Here is a 3764-nt window from a genome sequence, read left to right as displayed (position 1 = left end):
CGGTGCGCTCGGCTGGCTCGGCGCCCCCGCCTCCTCCCCGAACCTGGCCCCGGCCTCTTTCCGTCAGCGGTTGGGCGTCCGCTCAGAAGGTGGCGGGGCCCGGAGGCCTCGGGCCGGCTTCCGGCGTGCCCGGGGAGCCGGGGGTGGCCGGCCGGTGGGAGCTGTAGTACGTGCCGACCTGATCGTGGTAGCCCGCGTCACCGAGGTGCTTGTTCTTGTCGAACTCGGGGGCGTTCTTGATCTCTTCCTTGGTCCGCGCGACCTGGATCGTCTTCGCCTCCACGTCGATCCCGATGATGGTGCCCGCGGGCAGCAGGACCTCCTTGCCGAAGATCCACACACCGGTGTCCACGACGATGTACTGCGAACCCACCTCTTGCGAGTGCTTGTCGACCTTGCCGATGTGGCCGTCCGTGGCCTCGACCTTGTAGCCCGTCAGGTCCGCGTCGGGAGTGTGACCAGCACTGGCCGGGTAGTGCCAGATGTTCTCGGTCATGGTGGTACCTCCGTGTATCGGTCGCTTGCGGTCGGTCGGTGCGGGGATGCACCGTGCGTCCGTTCCGGCGACACCCCCCGGTTCTCCGACGCGGACATCACTAAACAGATACCTGCGAACCGATGGCCGACCTGTCCGAACCGCCACTGCTCCTCCGGCGGATCCGATCGCCGCGGCGATGTTTGCGGTCACGGTCAGCGGTCAAGCGAACTGCAGCACGTGATGTCGAAGCCAAGGGAGCGTGAGCGGATCATGACCGCCAACGAGAAGGCCAAGGCCAAGACCGAACAGGCCACCGGCGCCGCCAAGGAGACCGCGGGCCGCACCGTCGGCAATGAACGCCTCACCGCCGAGGGTCGCACCGAGCGGATGAAGGGCGACGCCCGCCAGGCCAAGGAGAAGGTCAAGGACGTCGGCAAGCGCTAGGGTGCCGACCGGTCCATCAATCGTACTGTCGATCAGTCGATCAGTCGGCCGAAGCATGTGACGCCGGTGGGGCGGGCTCCTCGTGAGGGAGTCCGCCCCACCGGCGTTGCCGCGACCCCTATCCGCGCAGAGCGGTGCTCAGCTCGCCACTCCGGCCAGCTCACCGGCCTCGTAAGAGCCCCCCTGGTTGTTGAGGATCACGCCGAGCCTGTTGGTCGCGTTGATCATGGCGATCAGGGAGACGAGCGCGATCGCCTGATCGTCGTCGTAGTGTTTGCGCACCAGGGCCCAGGTCGCGTCGGACACGCCCTCGTAGGCGTCAACGATCCGCGTGCCCTCCTCGGTGAGGGCCAGCGCCGCCCGCTCGGCCTCGGTGAACACGGTGGAATGACGCCACGTGGCGACCAGGTGGAGCCGGGTCGAGGACTCCCCCACAGATCGCCCACCGGCCGCGGGCCCATGTCGCGGCGCGAAGGCTGCGGGAGGCCGTCTCCCGGGCCGAGACCCGCGAGGCGCTCGCCGCGCTCCAGCAGGCGATCGAGACCGGCGATCTGCGGCGCCTGCTCGACATGATCGCGCCGGACGTCGTCCTGCTGACGGACGGCGGCGGAGTCGTGCGGGCCGCGACGGCGCCCGTCGAGGGCGTCGACACGGTGGCCGCCGTGCTGAGCAGGATCGACGCCACCGCGTTGCTGCAGCCGGTGCAGATCAATGGATTCCCCGCGCTGATCATCCGGCTCGACGGCGCGATCGACACCGTCCTGGCGGTGCGCATCGACGCCGGTCTCATCACGGGTCTCTACGCCGTACGCAACCCCGAGAAGCTGTCCCGCCTCGCACAGGAAACTGTGGTGAGCCGCTGAGCGCAGGCCACCGCGCGCCATCAGGGCGCCATGTGCGGGCACCGCACGCCGCACGCCGGGAACGCGATCTCCAGCTCGTCCTCCATGGCGGCGAAGAAGCGCTTGCCCTCGGCGGTCTGCCGGGACGTGGACCAGGTGTAGCCCACACCCGCGGCCATGGCCGTGTGCAGGGCGTGGCGGCCGAGGCCCTGGCCCTGCCAGTGCGTGGCGACGGCGATGTTGCCGATGTAGCCGCGTCGGCACGGGTGGCAGACCTGATATTCGAGGCAGCCGACCGGCCGGTCGGAACGGTCCAGCATGGTGAGGGCCCGGCGGCCCGCGGGCGCCGTCTCGACGGCGTGCTCGAAATGGACGGCGGGCGGCCGGGCCGGGCTGCTCACTCGGCTCCGCGGCCCGGTCTGCGGCCCTTGGCCAGGGCGGCGGCGTCCTGCCTGAACGCCCATTCCATCTTGGGTTCCATCGTGAAGCGGAACATGCGCTGCACCGGTGGCGTGCACAGCAGCGTGATCACCGTGCCGGCGACGAGGGTCACGGTGATCTCACCGAGCGGCCGGTGGAGCCAGTCGGCTTCGTACCAGTCCCCGAAGCGGGAGCCCTTGGCGAGGAAGCCGTGCAGGAGGTAGCCGTAGAGCGTCCCGGCGCCCAGGGCCGTGAACCACAGCTTGCGGCCCGGTACCCAGGCGAAGAAGCAGGCGACCAGGACCAGGGAGCACCCGAACATGGCCGGTGTCATGACGACGCCCGCCCAGCCCGGCGCGGACAGCTCCTGGGCGCTGTCGCGGCGGTAGAACCATGCCGCGCTCACCCGGGGCGCCGCCCAGTAGGCGAAGACCAGCGCCGCGGCGAAGACCGGCAGAGCCAGCAGCCGGGCTTCCTTGCGGCGCACCAGCTGGAAGTGTTCGGGCTTCAGGACGAGGCCGAGCACGAAGAAGGGCAGGAACTGCAGGACGCGCTGCAGGTCGAGGTCGTCGCCGATGTCCGGGGAGACGGACGCGAGGACGGCGATGGCGAGCGCGAGCGGCAGCGGCCACCGCACGATCTTCCAGAGGGGGGTCGTGAGCCGCCAGATGAACAGTGCGGCCAGGAACCAGGTCAGGTACCAGGGGTCGAGCAGGCTGATGGGGTAGTCCGGGTCGCCGCCCACCCACCGCTTGAAGAACGTGTACGCGACTTCGAAGATCACGTACGGCACGGCGATCCCGGTGACCAGGCGTCTGATCCGGTTCGGGCTCGCGTCGAAGCTCCGCGAGAAGTAGCCGGAGATGACGATGAACGCCGGCATGTGGAAGGTGTAGACGGTCATGTAGAGCGCGGCGGCGGCCCGGCTGTCCCCGCGCAGCGGTTCCCAGGCGTGCCCCATGGCGACGAGGACGATCGCCAGGTATTTGGCGTTGTCGAAGAAAGCGTCCCGCCGCTTGGTCGGCCGCGCGGGTCTCTGCTCCGGGACCGCGCGCTCGGCGGGAGCCGAACTCACGGCGGGCCGCTGAGGAGGCAGCGGCATCGCATGGCGGCCTGTCGGCCGTGACGGCTCCTTCAAGGTGCCTCCCACAGTGGACCTGGGCACGGTGAACCTGGGCTTCTCCGGCACCCTAGCCATACTTCTACAGCCGCGTAAAACTCCTCTGACCCCAGGCACACCCGTGCGATACAGCCGCCATATGACGGTCCGGGTGCGGCCCAAAGGTTCGGTGGGCGGTGCGGCGAATTCTTTTGCCCAGGTCGCGGGCCGGTGGGTGGCGAGTCCGCGGTCGGAGGCGAGGGCCCGGGGCGACGTGACGCAGGACGGCCTGGGGCGGCGGAGTACGCGGTGCGCGCCGGTGAACTGCGCTCGTTCGGGTGGTGCGGCGGGCGTGGGGGTGACGCGGGAGAGGCCGGGGCCCCCCCCCGGAACTGGGGGCCCCGCGCCGAGCCCCGGCGGGGGGGCCCAACCTAGCACTAACATGCCCGAAAACAAACGGCCGCCGGCGCGCAAAACGAAA

General features: G+C 70.0%; 3 protein-coding genes and 3 pseudogenes. 2 read left to right on the top strand and 4 right to left on the bottom strand.

Annotated features, from left to right (window positions below):
- Positions 1 to 151 precede the first annotated feature (151 nt).
- A pseudogene (locus ACFVYL_RS24590) lies at positions 152 to 496 on the bottom strand (PRC-barrel domain containing protein); the annotation flags it as partial.
- Positions 497 to 748: 252 nt separating this feature from the next.
- Between ACFVYL_RS24590 and ACFVYL_RS24585 the strand changes: the two are divergent.
- The gene (locus ACFVYL_RS24585; protein WP_389719485.1) at positions 749 to 922 is read left to right on the top strand and encodes a CsbD family protein; all 174 of its coding nucleotides are present in this window, start codon (positions 749 to 751) and stop codon (positions 920 to 922) included.
- 138 nt (positions 923 to 1060) lie between these two features.
- Here the strand turns inward: ACFVYL_RS24585 and ACFVYL_RS24580 are convergent.
- Positions 1061 to 1360 (bottom strand): annotated as a pseudogene (locus tag ACFVYL_RS24580) (carboxymuconolactone decarboxylase family protein); the annotation flags it as partial.
- On the opposite strand from ACFVYL_RS24580, the pseudogene ACFVYL_RS24575 reads away from it, so the two are divergent.
- Positions 1357 to 1785, top strand: a pseudogene (locus ACFVYL_RS24575) (RNA polymerase subunit sigma-24); the annotation flags it as partial. The pseudogenes ACFVYL_RS24580 and ACFVYL_RS24575 overlap by 4 nt on opposite strands.
- 20 nt (positions 1786 to 1805) lie before the next feature.
- Here the strand turns inward: ACFVYL_RS24575 and ACFVYL_RS24570 are convergent.
- The gene (locus ACFVYL_RS24570; RefSeq protein WP_389719484.1) at positions 1806 to 2165 is read right to left on the bottom strand and encodes a GNAT family N-acetyltransferase; all 360 of its coding nucleotides are present in this window, start codon (positions 2163 to 2165) and stop codon (positions 1806 to 1808) included.
- Complete coding sequence (locus tag ACFVYL_RS24565) at positions 2162 to 3286, bottom strand: acyltransferase family protein (protein ID WP_389719482.1); 1125 nt, start codon at positions 3284 to 3286, stop codon at positions 2162 to 2164. Before ACFVYL_RS24565 ends, ACFVYL_RS24570 begins: the two co-directional genes overlap by 4 nt.
- Positions 3287 to 3764 lie beyond the last annotated feature (478 nt).

This window comes from Streptomyces sp. NPDC058308 (genome assembly GCF_042880275.1).
In the GTDB taxonomy this organism is placed as follows: Bacteria; Actinomycetota; Actinomycetes; order Streptomycetales; family Streptomycetaceae; genus Streptomyces.
Note: the sequence above shows the minus strand (reverse complement) of the source record. Positions and strands in the feature narration are given on the sequence as shown.